This is a genomic window from Serratia sp. PAMC26656 (genome assembly GCF_016469055.2).
GTDB classification, from domain to species: domain Bacteria; phylum Pseudomonadota; class Gammaproteobacteria; order Enterobacterales; family Enterobacteriaceae; genus Serratia; species Serratia plymuthica.
The window spans coordinates 1261763-1278576 of record NZ_CP150486.1 but is presented as its reverse complement, the minus strand read 5'-3'; the positions used below and the strand labels follow the sequence as shown (position 1 = coordinate 1278576).

At 51.9% G+C, this 16814-nt stretch carries 20 protein-coding genes; 14 read left to right on the top strand and 6 right to left on the bottom strand.

From position 1 onward, the window contains the following. The first annotated feature begins 174 nt into the window (after positions 1-174). The 4 genes from JEM67_RS06595 (at position 175) to JEM67_RS06580 (ending at position 3926) form a co-directional block, all read left to right on the top strand. Complete coding sequence (locus tag JEM67_RS06595; protein WP_199635526.1) at positions 175-1500, top strand: LLM class flavin-dependent oxidoreductase; 1326 nt, start codon at positions 175-177, stop codon at positions 1498-1500. 132 nt (positions 1501-1632) lie between these two features. Continuing rightward, the gene (locus JEM67_RS06590) at positions 1633-2160 is read left to right on the top strand and encodes a GNAT family N-acetyltransferase (RefSeq protein ID WP_199635527.1); all 528 of its coding nucleotides are present in this window, start codon (positions 1633-1635) and stop codon (positions 2158-2160) included. A gap of 41 nt (positions 2161-2201) precedes the next feature. Continuing rightward, entirely contained in the window at positions 2202-3089 is an 888-nt protein-coding gene (locus JEM67_RS06585; RefSeq protein ID WP_013811858.1) for an amino acid ABC transporter permease, read from the top strand. Between the two features lie 9 nt (positions 3090-3098). Then, positions 3099-3926: an amino acid ABC transporter ATP-binding protein gene (locus tag JEM67_RS06580; protein WP_004949541.1), complete on the top strand. Its 828-nt coding sequence runs from the start codon at positions 3099-3101 to the stop codon at positions 3924-3926. A 34-nt stretch (positions 3927-3960) separates the two neighbouring features. Here JEM67_RS06580 and JEM67_RS06575 read toward each other — a convergent pair whose 3' ends face one another. Next, entirely contained in the window at positions 3961-4473 is a 513-nt protein-coding gene (locus JEM67_RS06575) for a VOC family protein (protein ID WP_199635528.1), read from the bottom strand. 290 nt (positions 4474-4763) lie between these two features. On the opposite strand from JEM67_RS06575, the gene JEM67_RS06570 reads away from it, so the two are divergent. Both JEM67_RS06570 and JEM67_RS06565 read left to right on the top strand, forming a co-directional pair. Continuing rightward, positions 4764-5243, top strand: a complete 480-nt coding sequence (locus JEM67_RS06570) for a cold-shock protein (protein ID WP_013811857.1) — start codon at positions 4764-4766, stop codon at positions 5241-5243. 172 nt (positions 5244-5415) lie between these two features. Further along, the gene (locus tag JEM67_RS06565; RefSeq protein ID WP_013811856.1) at positions 5416-5577 is read left to right on the top strand and encodes a YnfU family zinc-binding protein; all 162 of its coding nucleotides are present in this window, start codon (positions 5416-5418) and stop codon (positions 5575-5577) included. A gap of 5 nt (positions 5578-5582) precedes the next feature. Here JEM67_RS06565 and JEM67_RS06560 read toward each other — a convergent pair whose 3' ends face one another. From JEM67_RS06560 to JEM67_RS06550, 3 genes are all read right to left on the bottom strand, one after another. After that, a complete protein-coding gene (locus JEM67_RS06560) occupies positions 5583-7031 on the bottom strand; it encodes a GGDEF domain-containing protein (protein WP_233527598.1) in 1449 nt (482 codons plus the stop codon). 631 nt (positions 7032-7662) lie between these two features. Continuing rightward, entirely contained in the window at positions 7663-8214 is a 552-nt protein-coding gene (locus JEM67_RS06555; RefSeq protein ID WP_013811854.1) for a flavodoxin family protein, read from the bottom strand. A 130-nt stretch (positions 8215-8344) separates the two neighbouring features. Next, positions 8345-9256 carry a LysR family transcriptional regulator gene (locus JEM67_RS06550; protein WP_199635530.1) on the bottom strand — a complete coding sequence of 304 codons (912 nt, stop codon included), beginning with the start codon at positions 9254-9256 and terminating at the stop codon, positions 8345-8347. 97 nt (positions 9257-9353) lie between these two features. On the opposite strand from JEM67_RS06550, the gene JEM67_RS06545 reads away from it, so the two are divergent. Continuing rightward, positions 9354-10418: an aldo/keto reductase gene (locus tag JEM67_RS06545; RefSeq protein ID WP_062869904.1), complete on the top strand. Its 1065-nt coding sequence runs from the start codon at positions 9354-9356 to the stop codon at positions 10416-10418. Positions 10419-10586: 168 nt separating this feature from the next. After that, positions 10587-10892, top strand: a complete 306-nt coding sequence (locus JEM67_RS06540; protein ID WP_199635531.1) for a YnfU family zinc-binding protein — start codon at positions 10587-10589, stop codon at positions 10890-10892. 71 nt (positions 10893-10963) lie between these two features. Here JEM67_RS06540 and JEM67_RS06535 read toward each other — a convergent pair whose 3' ends face one another. Then, complete coding sequence (locus tag JEM67_RS06535) at positions 10964-12508, bottom strand: glycosyltransferase family 39 protein (protein ID WP_199635532.1); 1545 nt, start codon at positions 12506-12508, stop codon at positions 10964-10966. A gap of 269 nt (positions 12509-12777) precedes the next feature. On the opposite strand from JEM67_RS06535, the gene JEM67_RS06530 reads away from it, so the two are divergent. The 3 genes from JEM67_RS06530 (at position 12778) to JEM67_RS06520 (ending at position 13715) form a co-directional block, all read left to right on the top strand. Beyond that, complete coding sequence (locus JEM67_RS06530; protein ID WP_199635533.1) at positions 12778-13026, top strand: helix-turn-helix domain-containing protein; 249 nt, start codon at positions 12778-12780, stop codon at positions 13024-13026. Positions 13027-13143: 117 nt separating this feature from the next. Then, positions 13144-13392, top strand: coding sequence for a type II toxin-antitoxin system CcdA family antitoxin (locus JEM67_RS06525; RefSeq protein WP_081113140.1), 249 nt, complete (start codon positions 13144-13146; stop codon positions 13390-13392). Then, positions 13392-13715, top strand: a complete 324-nt coding sequence (locus JEM67_RS06520; protein ID WP_063197941.1) for a CcdB family protein — start codon at positions 13392-13394, stop codon at positions 13713-13715. The genes JEM67_RS06525 and JEM67_RS06520 overlap by 1 nt, the downstream gene beginning before the upstream one ends. A 341-nt stretch (positions 13716-14056) precedes the next feature. Here JEM67_RS06520 and JEM67_RS06515 read toward each other — a convergent pair whose 3' ends face one another. Continuing rightward, positions 14057-14254 carry a hypothetical protein gene (locus JEM67_RS06515; protein ID WP_233527599.1) on the bottom strand — a complete coding sequence of 66 codons (198 nt, stop codon included), beginning with the start codon at positions 14252-14254 and terminating at the stop codon, positions 14057-14059. An 874-nt stretch (positions 14255-15128) separates the two neighbouring features. Here JEM67_RS06515 and JEM67_RS06510 point away from each other — a divergent pair. Genes JEM67_RS06510 through JEM67_RS06500 form a run of 3 tightly spaced genes read left to right on the top strand, consistent with a single transcriptional unit; the run spans position 15129 to position 16734 of the window. Further along, a complete protein-coding gene (locus tag JEM67_RS06510) occupies positions 15129-15398 on the top strand; it encodes a hypothetical protein (protein ID WP_199635575.1) in 270 nt (89 codons plus the stop codon). 56 nt (positions 15399-15454) lie between these two features. Then, positions 15455-15697 carry a TcdA/TcdB catalytic glycosyltransferase domain-containing protein gene (locus JEM67_RS06505; protein ID WP_426406347.1) on the top strand — a complete coding sequence of 81 codons (243 nt, stop codon included), beginning with the start codon at positions 15455-15457 and terminating at the stop codon, positions 15695-15697. Then, entirely contained in the window at positions 15655-16734 is a 1080-nt protein-coding gene (locus JEM67_RS06500) for a TcdA/TcdB catalytic glycosyltransferase domain-containing protein (RefSeq protein WP_426406362.1), read from the top strand. The genes JEM67_RS06505 and JEM67_RS06500 overlap by 43 nt, the downstream gene beginning before the upstream one ends. The last annotated feature ends 80 nt before the right edge of the window (positions 16735-16814 follow it).

Sequence of the window (16814 nt, the reverse complement as noted above, 5' to 3'; positions counted from 1 at the left end):
GGCGCAGCGTCTTCTGCGCTGCGATTTATTATTTTCCCGTTATCCATACCCGCCGCGATATTTGCTATTTCAACATTTGAATATGCTGTTTTGTTGTTTTACATCCTGAGGACGCTCATCAATAGTGGGAACTCGACAGATAGCGCCACAGCGGCACTTAACAGGGTGAAAGCAATGAGCAACAGTGCGAAAAACAAACGGCAATTGCGTCTTGGCGCCATTTTGCATGGCGCATCGGGAAATATGTCTGCCTGGCGGCATCCGGACGCCACCGCCGACGCCAGCATTAATCTCGATTTTAATATTGCCACGGCGAAAAAAGCCGAACAGGGTAAATTGGATTTCGTGTTTGTTGCCGACGGCCTATATATCAATGAGAAATCCATTCCGCATTTCCTTAATCGTTTTGAACCCCTGACCCTGCTTGCCGCCCTGTCCGCCGCCACCGACAAAATCGGGCTGGTGGGCACGCTGTCCACCTCATACAGCGATCCCTTTACCGTCGCGCGCCAGTTCGCCAGCCTGGATCACCTGAGCAAAGGTCGGGCGGGCTGGAACGTGGTGACGTCGCCGCTGGAAGGGTCGGCAAAGAATTTCTCGCGCACCGAACACCCGGAGCACAGCCTGCGATATCGCATCGCCAGTGAATATCTCGATGTCACCAAAGGGCTGTGGGACTCGTGGGAAAGTGACGCCTTTGTGCGGAACAAAAACAGCGGCGAATTTTTCAGCGCTAGCAAGCTGCATACCCTGAACCACCAGGGGGAATTCTTCTCGGTACAAGGGCCGCTGAATATCGGCCGCACGCCGCAGGGCCGCCCAATCTTGTTCCAGGCCGGTGCGTCGGAAGACGGAAAACAACTGGCAGCCAAACACGCCGATGCCATTTTCACCCACCATGAAACCCAGCAGTTGGCGCAGGCGTTTTATCAGGACGTAAAAAACCAACTGGTGGAACAGGGCCGCGAGCCGGACGATCTGAAAATTTTCCAGGGCGTCAGCGTGATCGTCGGCGACGACAATGAAGACGTGGAACGCCAATATTGGGAAACCGCACGTCTGGTCAGCATCGAGAACGCGCTCAACTACCTTGGCCGCTATTTCGAGCATTATGACTTTTCCCGCCATCCGCTGGATGAGCCCTTCCCGGACATCGGCAACCTCGGGCAAAACAGCTTCCGCAGCACCACCGATGCTATCAAGCACAACGCCCGCGAGCGTAATCTGACGCTGCGCGAAGTGGCGCTGGAAGCCGCCTCGCCGCGCCCGGTGTTCGGCGGCACGCCGGAGGCGGTAGCGGACGGTCTGCAAAACTGGTTCGACACCCAGGCCGCCGACGGTTTCATCATCAGCGGCGGCACGCCGAACGCCTTCGGCCACTTTATTGACCGCGTTGTGCCCATCCTGCAGCAACGTGGCCTGTTCCGCAGCGATTACAGCGGCGACACGCTGCGCGACCACCTTGGCCTGAAGCAGCCGCTGAACCAATTTACCCAATAACAATAATATTTTTTCAGGGATATTCCGCTATGCAAAACACCTTTACCGGCTCCGGCATCCATGTAAAAGCCATCCAAACCCATCGCCTCGTGGCGAAAAATCAGCAAGGTCTGGGCGACTAGGAGCATACCGATGGCAAACGACGTCTTTATCCAAACGCTGCCGGACGACCCGCTGGTCGAGCCGGTGATTGAAGGGCTGTTCGGCGAATATCGTCAGCGCTACGGCGATTATTTTGGTGAACAGGAACAAGAAACGCTGGATCTGTACGCCCCGCCACAGGGCGCGTTTATCGTGCTGCTGCGCGCCGGGGAGCCGATCGCCATGGGCGCGTTCAAACGCTACGATCCGCACACCGCAGAGCTGAAACGCATCTGGACGCGAACCGACCTGCGCCGCCAGGGGTTGGCGCAAAAGGTCTTGCAGCAACTGGAGACGCTGGCACGGGAGCAGGGTTACCGCCAGCTCTACCTGACCACCGGCTTTCGCCAGCCGGAAGCGGTGGGCCTGTATCTGAGCAACGGCTATCAGCCGCAGTTCGATCCCACCGTCGACAGTGAAGTTTACAGCCGCCCGCCCTATGACGGCAGGTTGCCGTTTCGCAAAAGCCTGATAACAGCAGGCGCACTCTGTTGCGCGCAGGAAAGGAAGATTGCCTAGGGGCCGGTTCCCCTCCCTTTATCTGTTTCAGGAGCAATACGATGTCCAAACAAGAAGTGTTAAAAGTGGTTCCCGCACGCTATCCGCTGCGGCTGGTGGGCGCACTGTTTTCGGTGTTTATTCTGGCGGCGATAGTCCAGTCGGTGGCGGCCAACGAGCGCTGGGAGTGGGGGGTATTTGCCGAGTGGTTCTTTGCGCCGGCGGTGCTTTCCGGCCTGGGGCAAACCCTGCTGCTGACGCTGCTCGGCACGCTGTTCAGCATTATTTTCGGTACCTTGCTGGCGCTGGCGCGGCTGTCGCGCTCTTATCTGTTGGCTTCGCTGGCCTGGGGCTATATCTGGCTGTTCCGTTCGCTGCCGCTGATTCTGGTTCTGATCATCTTGTATAACTTCTCTTACCTGTACGATTCCATCTCGCTGGGCATTCCCTTTACCTCACTGGTGTTCGCCAGCTACCCGACCATCGATATCCTCAGCCAGTTTTCCGTCGCGGTGCTGGGGCTGACCCTGGTGCAATCGGCCTATACCGCAGAAATCATCCGCGGCGGCATTCTCGGGGTGGAATACGGCCAGCATGAGGCCGCAGCGGCGCTCGGTCTGCCGGGCTATCGCCGCACTTTCCGCATCATTCTGCCGCAGGCGCTGCGCTCCATCGTTCCGACCGGTTTCAACGAGATCATCAGCCTGGCAAAGGGCACCTCGATCGTTTACGTGCTGGCGTTGCCGGAGCTGTTTTACACCATTCAGGTCATCTATAACCGCACGCAGCAGGTAATACCGCTGCTGATGGTCGCGACCGTCTGGTACCTGTTCATCACCACCGCGCTGTCGGTGATCCAATACTACATTGAGCGCTATTTTGCCCGAGGCGCAGTACGCGAGTTGCCGCCTTCACCCTGGCAGAAACTGGCCGGCTGGATAAAACGTTAGGAGGATTTTATGTCCGAAGCTATTGATTACTATGCCCTGCGCGAAGCGCCGGTGCGCAACATCGTTCCGGTTCCGGCGCGCGGCCTGATTGAAATCAGCAACGTGAGCAAATTTTTCGGCAAGCACAAGGCGCTCGACGACGTCAGCCTGACGCTGCGGCCCGGCACGGTCACGGTGATCCTCGGGCCGTCCGGCTCGGGCAAATCCACCCTGCTGCGCGCCATCAACCACCTGGAGCGCGTCGATGAAGGCTTTATCCGCATCGACGGCGACTACGTCGGCTACCGGCGTAAAGGTGACAAACTGTATGAGCTGAAAGAGAACGCCATTCTCAAGCAGCGTATCAACGTCGGCTACGTGTTCCAAAACTTTAACCTGTTCCCGCATTTGACGGTGCTGGAGAACATCATTGAAGCGCCGGTGGTGCATAAGATTTATTCGCGCACTCAGGCAAAAGAAGTCGCTTATCAGTTGCTGGATACCGTCGGCCTGCGCCACAAGGCCGACGCTTATCCGCGCCACCTGTCCGGCGGCCAGCAGCAACGCATTGCCATTGCGCGTGCGCTGGCGTTGAACCCGAAGGTCATTTTGTTTGACGAACCCACTTCGGCACTCGATCCGGAGCTGGTCGGCGAAGTGCTGGACGTGATCAAAGGGCTGGCGGATTTGGGCGTGACGCTGGTGGTAGTCACCCATGAGATTGGCTTTGCGCGTGAAGCGGCGGATCAGATTGTGTTTATGGTCGACGGCCAAGTCGTCGAACAGGGCAACGCCCGGCAGGTGCTGAACCATCCGCAGCACCAGCGCACCATTAACTTCCTCAACAAAGTTCTGTGACTCACGGGGCGCAACCGCGCCCCGCCCGATAATCTTAAGCCACAGCAGCGAAGCGGCGTTTCTCGGCGGCGAAATCCAGCGGCTTGATACCGCGCTGATTGCGATCCTGCTCGGTCAGCAGCGCCGGCGGGATAAACCAGGTCACTTCAAACAAGAGCCCATCCGGATCGTGGCCATAGATGCTCTTGTGCACGCCGTGATCCTCCTCCAGCCCGAGAATGCCCTGCTGCGCCAATTGATCGCGAATGCGTTCGAGCTCATCCAGGCTATCGACTTCCCAGGCCAGATGGTACAGCCCGGCCGGTGGTTCGTTTTCCGCCGGCGGTTCGCCGTTGGCGCGAAACACCCCGGCTCGCTGTTGTCCGAGATTTTTGCTGAACAGCGCCAGATCGTGATCGTTATCCGAATCGGCCGCCTGGGTAAACACCGCTTTGTCGGGGCTGCCCGAAGGTTTTAGCTTGAACCCCAGCACCTGATGATAAAACTCCGCGCTTTGCTGCACATCGCTGACATACAGCACCGCGTGGTTAAGCCGTTTAATTCCCATCGATTTTCCCTTTCCGCATTGAATAAAGTCAGCTTGAAAATAGCATGTGACCGGAAACCCGCTAAATGCCGTTATCGCATTATCAAAACCGGAGCGCGTAACCTGTCACTGCAAGGCATTCCGCGCTATCATATCCTTGTCGCCTTTCAAGACGCAGCGTTGTTGTCTGCACTCGCGCCCCCCAGTGACTTACTTAAGTAAGCGCCTGGCGTGAGCGAGCTGGCCGCCTAGCCGCAACTTGAAATTTATAGGGGATAAATACTGTATTGAACGAATTAATGAGAATGATGATGAACGGCAAGATAACGACTTTTTTTGAAGACAAAGGCTTCGGCTTTATTACCGATGAGAACGGGGAAAATCGTTATTTTCACGTGATTAAAGTGCAAAACCCGGAGCTGATTAAGAAAAATGCGACGGTGACTTTCGAGCCGACCAACAACACCAAAGGCCCTTCGGCGTATGCGGTCAAGGTCCAGGCGGCAAGCAAATACATCATCATCGCCAACGAAAGAATCAAGATCACCAGCATCAAATCTTTCAACACCTTCACCAAAGAAGTGCCGGTAAAAGCGGACGTGGACAAAGAAAATACCGTGCTGTCGGTGGGCCTGCTGATGAACCGCATCCGTCCGCAGTCCGAAGATGCGCCGCAAACCATGCAGACGCTGCGTATGCTGACCATCACCACTTTCCAGAACGCGACCCATACCTTCTCCGAGCAGGAGATCGACATGGATGAAACGCTGAAAGTGTTGAAAAGCCTATAATCACGGCCCAACGCCTATCCCTGCCCCTTGTCGGGGGGCTATCTGCTTCGCCCGCCTTCGTCGGGACGAATATATTCGCGCCCTACTAATAGCGGCGCGTATAAAAAACATTCGAAGCAATTTTATATCACCTGTGTTAGCGTGGGTTTTCACCTGACACAGGCCGTGCTATATGACTGATTCCAGCAGCGTTAAAGGCTTTATCAATCGTTCCACCAACATCGCCTGCCCCAAATGCGCCTACGTCACCAGCCAAAAATGCGCGACGCTACAGCAAAACGTTCTGCTTATCTGCCCGAACTGCGGTACCCGGTTTGAACCCAGGCAGAACTGAAACGCTTATTTGAACATGATGTGCCCAACGCTATTGCCACTCACCGCGTTAAACGACTCCACGCGATTGCGCCCCTGTGACTTGGCGCGATAAAGCGCGATATCCGCCATATTCATCAGCTGTGCCAGCGATTTCACTTCGTTCATCGCCAGACTGGCGACGCCCACGCTGATGGTCATTTTCAGCGGCGTTTTGCCACCGGGATACAGGTCGGTTTTTTGCACCAACTGCCGTAAATGCTCCGCCAGTGCCACCCCCTGCGCCGCCAGCGCACGCGGCAGCATAATCGCAAACTCTTCCCCGCCCAGGCGACCAAACAGCTGATCGTGGCGCAGTTCGCGCCGGACAATATGAGCGAAGGTAGCCAGTGCCTGATCGCCGGCCTCGTGGCCGTGAGTGTCGTTAATGAGTTTAAAATGATCGATATCAATCAGCAGCAGCGATACCGCCTCTTTCGATTTATATTTGTGCTCCAGCAGTTCACCGGCCTTTCGCGTCAGCGCACTGCGCGCCAGCACCCCGGTCAGGAAATCGTGATTGGCGCTGTGCTCCAGCCGGCGCATCAGCTTGCGGTTAACAGCTATCGAACTGGCGAGGATCAGCGGCCCCATGACCAGCATGGCAATCCCCAACCGGGCCGACATCAGGGTATCGAGGAACGCGTTGTGGTTGTTCGGCGTTTCATACAGCATCAGATTGGCGGAGATGCTGCTGATTTCGGTCATGCCGGTCAACAGCGTCAGCAAGGTCACGGTGAATAACTGGTAGCGGACCGCACACCACAGCAGCGCCGGGATCGGGAAGGCAATCGCCCCCGGGCCGCCGATGTACACGCTGAATACCAGGGAAAACAGCAGCGCCAGCAGCGGCATACCGGTACGCAGCGGCCAGTGGATCTGCATGCGCAACAGCTGCTTCAGCCGCGGTGCCGCCAGGAACACCGGCAACAGCAACAGGTTGGTGGAGAACTGTTCACTGAACCACGCCAGCCAGGCGGTGATCACCGTATTATTGTACAGGCTGTCATTGCGCAGTATCGACAGGGTCGACGCCACCGCCGCACCACTCAGGCTGGCGGTAAACATATAGAGTATCGCCTGAGGTTTGCCCATTCTGCGCTGCGACTGCGGTAACAGCAGCATCACGCCATAACCGGTGGCAATCAGCGACATATTGCAGGCATTCAACCACATGGCCAAAGGCAGCGCTTCGCCGGTCGTCAAATCGGCGGCAATCATGCCAAGGTAGGTGGTTAGCCAGCCCAGCGGTGTGGCATAGGCGGGTTTGCGCAATAACAGGCCGAGTAAAATCGCATTCACCGGCCAAAACAAGGAAAGGGATCCGATCGGACGAGTAAATATACCCAGCAAGGAAAGTAAAAACGCCAGCAGAAAAAGCGTGATCAGCTGGAGGGTAACAGGCAGGCCATGTTTGGCGTTTATTCTGGCGTTCATCACCTTACCCATAAATTCGTAATAACCAGAGCAATTATCTGCATATTCCCTCGCCCGGCATGATAAGGAGGACAAAAAACCCGTTCTCAACCAGTAAATACCGATGATTCAGAAACAAAGAGACATTCATTTTTATTTAGCAGAACGTTCTTAACTCCACAGCTCGTCGCCGCAACTCAGAGTGAACGCATTCACGCCAAACCGAAGAAAAATGTTCAGCGATATCTATCAGCATAGCGTAAGCCGTTACTGATCCGCACAAGCATAAATCCATAATAATAAAGTGGGTATTATTTCGTTTACCCTATTGTGCCTGCGATTATTTTCCAGCAAGTCATCAGCAAGCGCAATTAGAACCGGAAACATAAAAAAAGCCCGCAGAGCGGGCTCGCTTGAAGAGCAGCAAATTGACAGTTACGACACAGCCATTGCATGCCTGTGCTGCTGTTCATGATATCGACGGAAGCTTAAGCGGACCTTAGCAACAAAAAACCCGGTCTAGGAACCGGGAATATTTGTACGAAATGCAGTGTTAGCCCAAGCAGGCTAATAACACTCCGCAGTTTACACGCCAAATGTGCAGGAAAAATGAACGACGCGATATCCCCACCGAACGCGATGGGGAGCAGGATCACGCCAGTTTGGCGGCAATGCTCGCGACGCGCTGGCCATACAATTTGGCGGTTTCCAAATCCCCCGACAGCATTTCATCTACGCCGGCATCGGCAGGCGTCTGGACCAGCAGGCCAACAGAGCCCCCCAGATTGTTCACATCGGTACGCTGCGCCGCTTTGCTGTTGGCCGGTGGCAGCCCCAGGCTGACCCACAGGCCGCCGTGCTGTGAAGCCAGCGTTTGCAGAGCGATCAGCGTGACCTGCTTGTCGCCGTTCAGGCTGGCGCTGTTGGTGAAACCGCCGAAAACCTTGTCTTGCCATTTGCGAGTGAACCAGGCTTTTGAGCTGGCGTCGGCAAATTTCTTGAACTGCCACGACGGGCCGCCCATGTAGGTCGGCGAACCAAAGATGATGGCGTCGGCCTCATCCAGTTTCTGCCAGGCTTCTTCGCTGATATTGCCGTCTTGATCGATAGCGATCAGCTCAGCCTCTGCGCCTTCGGCAACAATGCTCGCCAAACGCTCGGTGTGGCCGTAGCCGGAATGAAAAATCACCACTGTCTTCGCCATAAGAAACTCCCAGGTAGTTGCATCGGGGTGCCGGCGGCCCCCTTAAATACGCTAATCCAATCTACTCAAGCGGCCCCAAGGTGAATACCCAATTTATCTGACGGAGTTATTCAAAAAAACCGGGTGGCATTCACGCCCCGGCCGCCTGCACGCTCTGCTGCCGGGCGAAATCAATAAACGCGCGCAGTGGGCGCGGCATTTGTCGGTTGGCGGGGTAGTAAAGATAAAAACCGGGAAAAGGCGGTGTCCAGGCATCCAACAGCGGCACCAGCCGGCCATCGGCCAGCGCGGCGGCCACCTGATGCTCAAACAGATAAGCGATACCCACGCCGTCCAGCGCCGCTCGCACCAGGATCTCCGGTTCGTCGACGATCACAGGCCCTTCCACCGCGATATCCAGCGTTTCACCGTCGCGCTCAAATTCCCAGCGGTAAAGATTGCCATTGGTTGGCCAGCGAAAATTCAGGCAAAGGTGTTGGCGCAGCTCACGCGGCGCCTGCGGTTGTCCATGACGAGCCAGATATGCCGGGGAGGCGACTACCCGCATCCGAAGATCTCCGCCAAGCTTGATCGCCACCATGTCCTTTTCCAGCTTCTCGTGCAGACGCACGCCGGCATCGAAACCGCCGGCGACAATGTCCACCAACCGGTCTTCCACATTGAGATCGAGGAGGATATCCGGGTACTGCCGGTGAAACGGCGCGATCAACGGCGCCAGAAAATGCATGGCGGCGATCCGCGTAATATTAAGACGCAAACGCCCGGTGGGCTGCTGGCGTTGGTTGACCGCCTGCTCCACCGCCGCATCGATTTCGGCGATAGCCGGCAACAGGCGCGCCAACATCTGCGCCCCCGCGTCGGTGGGCGCCACGCTGCGAGTGGTGCGGTTCAGCAGCCGCAACCCCAGGCGGCTTTCCAGATTGCGCAGCGTCTGACTCAGCGCTGAAGCGGTCATGCCCAGGTGCACGGCGGCGCGGGCGAAGCTTCCGTGTTCAACAATGGCGGCAAAAGCGCGCAACTCTGCAAATTCACTTCCTCTCATTATGCCTCCATCGCTTAATAATTCATGAAGATTATAGCGTATTCCGTGAACAGCTCGCCGGGTCTATCTTGAAATCAACATCAACAGGAGAACGCCCATGAACACATCCTTATCGCTGGACAGTTACCGCCTGCTGGGCCGCTCCGGTCTGCGCGTCTCGCCGCTGGCGCTCGGCACCATGACTTTCGGCGCCGACTGGGGCTGGGGAGCGGAACAGGCCGAGGCCCGCCGCCTGTTCGACGCCTATGTCGACCACGGCGGCAACTTTATCGATACCGCCAACCGCTATACCGAAGGCAGCGCCGAACGCTTTGTCGGCGAATTCGCCACCGGGCGCCGCGATCGTCTGGTGATCGCCACCAAATACACCTTGCCGATGCAGCCCGATAACCCGAACTCCGGCGGCAATCACCGTAAAAGCATGGTGCGCTCGGTGGAGGATAGCCTGCGGCGCCTGAACACCGACTATATCGATTTACTCTATTTGCACGCCTGGGACTACACCACGCCGGTGGAGGAAATCATGCGCGCGATGGACGATCTGGTGCGCGCCGGCAAGGTGCTGTACCTGGCGGTATCGGATCTCCCGGCCTGGCAGGCCGCCAGAATGCAGATGCTGGCGGATTTACGTGGCTGGTCGCCTCTTATCGGCCTGCAGATCGAATACAGCCTGCTGGAACGCACGGTGGAGCGTGAATTGATCCCGATGGCGCAAGAACTGGGGCTGGGCGTGATCCCCTGGTCGCCGCTCGCGGGCGGTGTGCTGAGCGGCAAATACCGGCGGCAGGATCTGCAACCGGAGGGGGATGAAACAGGTACCCGACGCGAGGTCGTGCGCACCAAAGGAACGCTGACCGCCCACAACCTCGACATTGCCGATGCCGTGAGCGATATCGCCCGCGAAGCCGGTTACACACCCGCTCAAGTGGCGCTGGCCTGGACGCTGCGCAATCCGGCGGTGAGCGCGCCGATTATCGGCGCACGCACGCTGACGCAACTGGATGACAACCTCGGTGCGCTGGAGGTCAGGTTAGCGGAAGATCGGTGGCAACGTCTGGATGCGCTCAGCGCAATAGAATTGGGCTTCCCACATGATTTTCTGACGCTGTCGACCACCCGCAACATCATGTTCGGCGGCCTGAATATCGTCGGACGCAGATAAAAAAAATCCCGCACGAGGCGGGATAAACTTAACAGGGATGGGGTAATACACTACAGGGACTAACACACAACATCATCGGGTAGGACTACCTTACCAATCCCAATGTATAGAACTGTCATTCCTGCGTAAGGTTGCTCCGGCAGATGTAACGCCGGATGGAAATGTGACATGTTGACCGTGGCGCTGGCGCTCAGGGATGGGCATAGCGCCTTACCTATCTCACACAACCGATTAATAAATAATCGATTCAGGGCTATTGAAAGCGCCGGGTGGTATACTGATAACCCCTACATCTACCCGGTGAAAGATATGTCTATCTTTGATGCCCTTAAGATGTTCAGCGCCACATCCGTGAAAGTGACTTGCCCAAAATGCGCTTACGTCTCCGAACAAAGCAGCAGCAAGATGCGCAAAAATATCACCATGATCTGCCCTAAATGCGGGCATTATTTCCGCCCTGGAGAAGAAAAGTAACACCTCCCGTCAATGCGCCCGCGGAGTGGTGTCGTTGGCGGCTATCAAAGGGCCGCCGCTGCCCTCGGCTTTCACCTGCCTGATTTCACGACAAACAGCCGCGATTCGAACCCGCCGCTTTTAAAGGTGCTGGTGTTGGCCCATCCCGGCGGCAACCGCCCAAAATCCTGATTAAAATCGCCGCTGCTGACTAACCACACCCGACGATGGGGCCCCACCAGGGCGTTGAGATTATCGACATAGGTCTGCGCCGCGCGATCGTGGAAAAAAGTGCCAAAACCATAGGCATTGGGTTTTCCGGAAAGACCGTTGGGCTTAACCGGCGTATACAGCAACGCGCGATGCCCTTTTTCGTTGTAATAAACATAACTCAGATAATTGAACATATTGCTGACGACAACGGCATCATCAGGTTGATAGCCACTGTTGATATAGCGCACCATCTCCTTAAACTCATCTTTCTCCGGTGGATAATCATTCCGCAGCCCGCTGCCAAACAACAGGCTAACCAGCAGCAACAATAAAAACCTGTGCGCCTTTTTTTCGTTTTCAGTAATTAACAGGGCCAGGATGATCGGAATGCCTAATGAGGAGAAAAATAAATAACGGTCGACGAACAACGGCGTGCGGAACGAAATAATAAACAGCAGAGTAACAGGGATAAATACGCTGCAAAGCAACAACAAAAGGTATTTTCTTTCCCCTCCCCGCCCCATCAGCCACAGGCATGACAACCCGGTGAAGCACACCGGCAACAGCCAAAAAATGATCGCGGGATAACCTCTGCCATCATTCCCGGTGAATAACCGCCAATACATGGCAGGAAGATCGCTCCACACCACCTGGGGGATCCAGCCGACATCCCCGCCCACTTTCAGCTCCGCAATATGATCCAGCAAGTTCACCAACACCAGCAGCCAGGGGATATAGGCCAACCCTATAGCCAGATTGGCCAGCCACCATGCCGGTTGTTTGAGATAACGCTGGGGTTCGTCACGCCGGCAGGACAGCGCCAACAGCACTATCCAGTGAGTCATTAAGGCAAAAATGGTGAAGTAATGCGTGTAAAAACTCAACGCCATCAATAACGTATAAACCGCCAAATAACGACGGCTAGCAGGCGCCTTTAACCACATCACCAGCGCCAGGGTAGCGGCGATCGTCAACATTCCCATCAGCGCATACATACGCGCCTCCTGGCTGTAACGCACCGCCATCGGCATGATCGCCATCAGGCTGCCGGCCAGCAGTGCCGCCCGTTCATTGGCGACCTTGCGCGTCAGCTTTATGGCCAGCGCGACCGTAATAACGCCAAACAGCAGGCTGAGAGAACGGACAGCCAAAATGCTATCGCCGAACAGCAGCATCCAGCCACGCAGCAGCAGATAATAAAGCGGAGGATGGACATCAAAAGAAGCATGGTACAACAGTGCCGAGACGTCATAACGGCTGGTCAGCACGCTGGAGGCCTCGTCACACCAAAAGTATCTGCCGGTTAAAGAAATAAACCGGATCCCGGCGGCAAACATCAGGATCAGATAGACGTAATGCCGGTAGCCAATGCCTTTTAGCGCCTTGCCGGCCAGGGGTTTAGTAGATATCTGTTGCAGAGACATAACCGCATTCCGCCGGGTTGTTCCACACAGTGTGGAGACGTGGCGATCATCATTACCGAGCTTAGGTAAATGGCAGCTCAATCATCACTAAAATAAGCCAACGTCGCTTTAACCGCCGCAAGGGAGACTTCATTTTGATGCTGATTAATCGGGGGACGTTTTCTTTAGAGGCTAAATAACGGCGTTTAATGCCGCTACACCCCAGCTTGAGCCGGGTGGGGAGCATGCAGGGTAGTGGAAACGTTAGGGAACAAAGTCAGGAGACGAGGATGAAAAACGACTGGCACCACGCTGATATCATCGCGGCGCTACACAAAAAACGTCTTAGCCTGGCGGCACTCTCGCGGGCGGCAGGGCTGAGTTCTTCAACGCTGGCAAACGCCCTTGTGCGGCCCTGGCACAAAGGTGAATGGATGATTGCCGAAGCCGTCGGCGTCCATCTCGCCGAGATCTGGCCTAGCCAATATAATGATGACGCCGGGTTGCTGCTGGACAGGAAGGCTAGGATCCGGCTCTGAAGATGTGCGGGGTTTGTCCCGCGCGGCTAAGCGAAGCCTCGGCACAATGGAGGCTTGATTGTTTTTCCATCATTCCTCATACTCATGCGCATACCTCTGTGCATAGGAGTACATACCATGACTACTGTCACCTCTTCACGACGGGGCACCAAAAGAAGCACCAACGTTTACCTGACTACTGCGCTGGTCGAGAAAGCCCGTAGTCTGGACATGAATCTCTCTGCAACGCTGGACATACTTTTGGCACAAGCGATAGAAGCTAAAAAGCATGAGAGGGAGAAAGAAAAAGAAGATATGCAGGCTATGAACGCATTCATGGCTAAAGCGGGGATGCTTACGGATGATGAATTTTTCGGGAGCCTGTAATGCCGCAACAATTTGATGTTTATCGAAATCCTTCGGCCAAAACAAACAAGCTTTGGCCACTTTACCTTATTATCCAGAATGATTATTTTGATGATTTAACAACAAGAATTATTGTCCCTCTGGTCTGGAAAAACGACATTAACCTTAACCAGAAAAGAATCACTCCTCAGATCACAATTGATAATAAAATTTATCATATATTTACACCAGCAATAACTTTTTTGGATGCAAAAAAAATCAACCAGACAGATTTTGTATGTAATCTTGCCTCATCCAGAAGTGATATTATCTCAGCCCTTGATGCTATCATTACAAATACTTGATCTCACTTATAAATTTCTCCAGTAACGACGATACACCGAAACAGGTAATCGCCTGGTTCTGAATGACAAAAACCAATCCTTCCTCTACAAGAAAATCATCCTCACCTGCTATAAATATTTTTAATCTCGCTCCCTAATTTCATCGCATAATAAAACGTGGCTTATAAAAACAAACCAATATGGTTTTTATGATTTAGTTGAATATGCATTTTTCAATAAAGGTACCGGGCAACATGGTTAGATTATACTCTATGAAATAAAACACTCTGGCATTAAGGCCGGGACGGGCGCTGTCCCAGCCTCGATCACAACATCTGGTAATCAGTGAATTATTGCCACACCTAAATGTGCAGCCAGCCATTAATCAGCGTGCAACTCTGTCCACCAATCCATGGGTAGGCGGCCGTTGGGCCTGGCACCACAAAATCCATCAACCGAATACCCACTTTAATGCAGGATACGGCCGGTGAGCGCATATACGCCGGCCCACGATACTGCCGGTAGGCCTGTTCGATAAGTTGGTCAAAGTGTTCGCTCATTGTACTCTCCAGAATCGCGGGTGACGTTAGACTTGCGCGGGCGCATCTTGCGCCGCTTGACGCTTATCGAGCTGCCGAATAAGGGCCCTTTCCGCCTCCGTGGCGATTTATTCGAAGGTTATGGCAGCAGCCTGTACCGGATTTATGTTAGGTAGCGACTTAAAGACAGTTGAGGCTGCAAAGCAGTGAGAAACTCGTCTGTTGCTTATCGACGTAGACTTGCCCGACTCAGTTCGAACGCTTCCGATGCCTGCGCTGTCGGCGTGTATTCCTGACAGCCTATCGCTGTGAAACCAAGAAACAGAGGGAAAGACAAAATTATTTATGTTTTTTTCAATGATATGGGTGTCATTGATGCCACAAGAACGCTGGAGAGCTCGTCACAATCTGCGTTGCAAATTATTTAAGCGTGTGACCTGAATCATAATTTATAAATATTTACTTTTTTTTACACGTTATGTATGAATAGTATGTAACTCAAACATTTCTAATGGTTGTAAACCCAGTAAATCCATAGGAGAGTATTCATGAAGGAAATCTTAAGTAGCCAATTCGATGCAGTGTCAGGTGGATGGCAGGATCGAGACGGGAGTGGAAAAAGGTCATCTGATAACGGGGGCTCTGGCTCTTCAACAGGGGGTGGAAATAACGGTGGCGATCGAGGACTTGGGTCATTCTTGTCACAAAATAGTCCCTATGGTAGTGGCTCCGGTGCCAGTGGTTTCTGGGGAAATGGTAGTTCAATGGCTGCAGGCAATGGTTACGCTGGAAATGGTACTGGGCCTAGTGAAGCTAGAGAATCCGGAACCAAACGTTAATTAACTAACACAATTTTAGCACAGAAATAAAACTCTGTGCTTTTATGGAGTATATGATGAATAGATATGTTATTTTTATAAAGAGTGATGCATCAAGAGTGCTGAAAAAAGAAGTGGTTACACGAGAAATAATTAAGGATATGAAGCTGAAAGGATTTAGAAAGCATCATATTGAAGTCGATGCTGAAAACGAAGCAGAAGCAATTAGCAAATTAAATAAAAACAGCAATGATTATTTGGACTCATTAAAAGATTTTTCTGGGAACTTATTAATTTGTTCTATTTGTGTTGTTGTTATGGCTATAGTTTATTTTTTAGCCAGGTAACAAAGTAAATAATTTATTTATTTTTCTATTGTTTTTAATTTATCAGGATGATTTAAATGAGTGGCAGGATGTCAGAAATAGATTTATCTAAGATAAAAAAAACCCAAGTTCCTGATAGCATCCATTTTGTATGGATTGGTGATTTAAATGAAGTAAACACAAGTTATATCGATGTATGGAAGAGAACAAATAAAGATAAGGAGATTTTTTTTGGTACTCCAAAGATGCGTCACTATGTAATTTTCTTCACAACTCCATACGGGATTTTGTCAAACTCAAAGAAAGAAAAAATAAAATAAATGCTGAGTTAAAAATAAAGAATGCCGCATTTAATTACATATTCCCCAGGATAAAGGAGGGGTTTAATTTTGATGAACTAGTTATTGAATTCTTGATGGAGAATGGAATTCCTTATCAGAGACAACCATTAATTATTGAAGATTCATGGTTTGAAAAAAATAACTTTATAAAAAAGGATGTAGCAGAGCTGTTTCTTAATGATTTTGATGATTTCATGAGATATTATTATTATGAGATTATATTAAGATGTAATCTTGCTAGCGCAAGTGACATAGTCAGGCTTTTGGTTATCTATCAATATGGTGGTGTTTACATAGATGTTGACACTCTTCCATACACTGATCACATATATCAGAGGCTAAATAAGTTTATAGAAAGAGAAGGGATCATAGAAAATGACTCTTTCTTATTTTTTAAAACAAAATTAATTTTAAAAGAAATTTATTCTAACTCTCCTTTATTTGAAAACATGCTTAATTACAATGAAAAGGAAGCGGGGCTAGACATCATTAGGTTTAAAGAGATTAAAAGACTCATCGAACTTGATATCGCTGATTTTTCTTTGGATAAGATATTGCCTCTTGGTAAATTATACGTTCATGAGAATTTGTTAGCATTAGGAACACTCAGAAGATTCAAAGGTATTTATTTTAATAACTTTATATCTTCTCATCCCAAATCAAGAGCGATAAAAATCATACTTATAACCATGAAAAAAAGATATCGTTTTTTAGAAAAAAACAACTGCATCTTTGAATTTTACATTCATAATAATAAGCCAGACTGCTATATGACTAGGATTTTAACGTGGAGAACTGAATTAATAACACGAGACTATCGCGTTACTTCAGCCTTAACCGGGCCAGGTTTGATTATAGAGGTTTTATTGGGATTGGCTTATAATGTTTTTAAGATTGGAGATTTAGTTGAACCTTCAAGTTTAGCAGAGCATATGCAAAACGATGAGTTTGGGATCGCATTATTTCAACACAACATATATACTCCCGATGGAGTTTATTCCACATGGCGAAAATAAAATCAACAGCGAATTTATCGGTAAATACATGTTGAGTTTTTGCTGATTTCATTATCAATATAATAAAGTGTAATTTTGCA

Bases quoted from the DNA above. Each gene is read 5' to 3' on its own strand.
- JEM67_RS06525 (WP_081113140.1), top strand. From the start codon at position 13,144: ATGACTACTGTCACCTCTTCACGACGGGGCACCAAAAGAAGCACCAAC.
- JEM67_RS06595 (WP_199635526.1), top strand. From the start codon at position 175: ATGAGCAACAGTGCGAAAAACAAACGGCAATTGCGTCTTGGCGCCATT.
- JEM67_RS06560 (WP_233527598.1), bottom strand. From the start codon at position 7,031: ATGAACGCCAGAATAAACGCCAAACATGGCCTGCCTGTTACCCTCCAG.
- JEM67_RS06515 (WP_233527599.1), bottom strand. From the start codon at position 14,254: ATGAGCGAACACTTTGACCAACTTATCGAACAGGCCTACCGGCAGTAT.
- JEM67_RS06510 (WP_199635575.1), top strand. From the start codon at position 15,129: ATGAATAGATATGTTATTTTTATAAAGAGTGATGCATCAAGAGTGCTG.
- JEM67_RS06580 (WP_004949541.1), top strand. From the start codon at position 3,099: ATGTCCGAAGCTATTGATTACTATGCCCTGCGCGAAGCGCCGGTGCGC.
- JEM67_RS06585 (WP_013811858.1), top strand. From the start codon at position 2,202: ATGTCCAAACAAGAAGTGTTAAAAGTGGTTCCCGCACGCTATCCGCTG.
- JEM67_RS06540 (WP_199635531.1), top strand. From the start codon at position 10,587: ATGTTGACCGTGGCGCTGGCGCTCAGGGATGGGCATAGCGCCTTACCT.
- JEM67_RS06550 (WP_199635530.1), bottom strand. From the start codon at position 9,256: ATGAGAGGAAGTGAATTTGCAGAGTTGCGCGCTTTTGCCGCCATTGTT.
- JEM67_RS06545 (WP_062869904.1), top strand. From the start codon at position 9,354: ATGAACACATCCTTATCGCTGGACAGTTACCGCCTGCTGGGCCGCTCC.
- JEM67_RS06505 (WP_426406347.1), top strand. From the start codon at position 15,455: ATGAGTGGCAGGATGTCAGAAATAGATTTATCTAAGATAAAAAAAACC.
- JEM67_RS06530 (WP_199635533.1), top strand. From the start codon at position 12,778: ATGAAAAACGACTGGCACCACGCTGATATCATCGCGGCGCTACACAAA.
- JEM67_RS06535 (WP_199635532.1), bottom strand. From the start codon at position 12,508: ATGTCTCTGCAACAGATATCTACTAAACCCCTGGCCGGCAAGGCGCTA.
- JEM67_RS06570 (WP_013811857.1), top strand. From the start codon at position 4,764: ATGAACGGCAAGATAACGACTTTTTTTGAAGACAAAGGCTTCGGCTTT.
- JEM67_RS06555 (WP_013811854.1), bottom strand. From the start codon at position 8,214: ATGGCGAAGACAGTGGTGATTTTTCATTCCGGCTACGGCCACACCGAG.
- JEM67_RS06565 (WP_013811856.1), top strand. From the start codon at position 5,416: ATGACTGATTCCAGCAGCGTTAAAGGCTTTATCAATCGTTCCACCAAC.
- JEM67_RS06520 (WP_063197941.1), top strand. From the start codon at position 13,392: ATGCCGCAACAATTTGATGTTTATCGAAATCCTTCGGCCAAAACAAAC.
- JEM67_RS06590 (WP_199635527.1), top strand. From the start codon at position 1,633: ATGGCAAACGACGTCTTTATCCAAACGCTGCCGGACGACCCGCTGGTC.
- JEM67_RS06575 (WP_199635528.1), bottom strand. From the start codon at position 4,473: ATGGGAATTAAACGGCTTAACCACGCGGTGCTGTATGTCAGCGATGTG.